Annotated in this window: 1 protein-coding gene and 1 CRISPR repeat array; the gene reads left to right on the top strand. The window is 49.0% G+C overall.

Features of this window, described 5'->3' with window-relative positions; all coding sequences use genetic code 11:
- Positions 1-94 precede the first annotated feature (94 nt).
- Positions 95-424 (top strand): type II toxin-antitoxin system PemK/MazF family toxin, encoded by a 330-nt coding sequence (locus Xedl_RS19475; RefSeq protein ID WP_074025363.1) that lies wholly within the window; start codon positions 95-97, stop codon positions 422-424.
- A 60-nt stretch (positions 425-484) separates the two neighbouring features.
- Positions 485-1,553: direct repeats of the CRISPR family, unit length 29 nt; unit sequence CGGTTTATCCCCGCACTCACGGGGAACAC.
- Positions 1,554-1,706 lie beyond the last annotated feature (153 nt).

The following is a 1,706-nucleotide window of genomic DNA, read 5'->3' as shown; positions in this document are numbered from 1 at the left end:
ACTCTTAGTGTGCGTTGAAGAATTTATGACCGCCTTTTCATCAGGGCAACAACCGGGAGTGAGAAAAATGAGTGTATCGTTATTATGAAAGCTTATTTACATACCAGACAAAGGAGACATTGTTTCATTGGATTTTGATCCGAGCGCAGGGAAAGAAATGATGAAACGCCGCCCTGCGTTTGTGATCTCTCGAAAGATATTTAACGAGCATACCGGATTTGCGGTTGTGGTTCCCATTACCAGTACAGTGAGGGGAATGAGGTTAGAAGTTGTTTTACCTGAAGAGTTATCGACCCAAGGTGCAATTCTTATCCATCAGGTAAAATCCTTAGACTTTTCAGATCGTCAAGTTAAATTTATTGAGAAAGCACCTCAAGATATTATCGAAAAAGTAACCGAACTAACTAGGGTTATTATTTCATAAAAAGAATCTCTTGATTTACGGAAAACATTATTTCGGTGACGTCATCCATATCTAAAATGTAGGTTTATCCCCGTACCTACGGGGAACACCATGCAGTGATTGCAGATCAAACCGGATGACCACGGTTTATCCCCGCACTCACGGGGAACACGAGAGAAATTAGACGAGGCCGTGAGTAGAATGCGGTTTATCCCCGCACTCACGGGGAACACCTCGTTTTCATATCCACATAATAGCCGAACATCGGTTTATCCCCGCACTCACGGGGAACACGGCTTTCTTACGCTGCCATACGCCATTGACGTCGGTTTATCCCCGCACTCACGGGGAACACTCATTCAATTTCTTTTGTAGATCTTCATCCGGCGGTTTATCCCCGCACTCACGGGGAACACTCAAGATGCTGTTTCCCACAGGTAACCCGTTCCGGTTTATCCCCGCACTCACGGGGAACACGGTGCTGCCTTCGGCACCCGCAAACGAGATACCGGTTTATCCCCGCACTCACGGGGAACACGAACTGGTCTGTAAATTCTTTCCAGCGGCGACCGGTTTATCCCCGCACTCACGGGGAACACATTTGCCGTGCGAGTTCATCAAAATAATTAACCGGTTTATCCCCGCACTCACGGGGAACACTGCTCAATGTCCGGTCTGGGATATCAATATTGCGGTTTATCCCCGCACTCACGGGGAACACGCGACGAATGGGTTTGCGCAAATCGGGGGCGCGCGGTTTATCCCCGCACTCACGGGGAACACTCTTCCATGAACTGCCATCCCTAGCCAATCAGGCGGTTTATCCCCGCACTCACGGGGAACACGCCCAAATAAACAAAATCGGGTTCTTCTCGTCGGGTTTATCCCCGCACTCACGGGGAACACTGCGAGTGGGGAGCATGGGCGCAGACTATTGCAGGTTTATCCCCGCACTCACGGGGAACACCAATTGCCCTGCCTCCACCGTGCCCGCTCCGGCGGTTTATCCCCGCACTCACGGGGAACACTAATGACGGGCTTAAACTCAACGTTTTAATATCGGTTTATCCCCGCACTCACGGGGAACACTGCCGCTTCGTGTTCGTGATAGAAACGGTCAGCGGTTTATCCCCGCACTCACGGGGAACACCACCCTTACGTAACCAGCAGCAGCCATGCACTCGGTTTATAGCTAAATCATACTAATATGACATAATATCTAAACCTAAGATGACAAGGCATAAAATGAGATGGGCTACAGCTTAGATTTTCGAAAAAGAGTATTGGCATACAAAGACAAGCA

This window comes from Xenorhabdus eapokensis (genome assembly GCF_001908105.1).
Note: the sequence above shows the minus strand (reverse complement) of the source record. Positions and strands in the feature narration are given on the sequence as shown.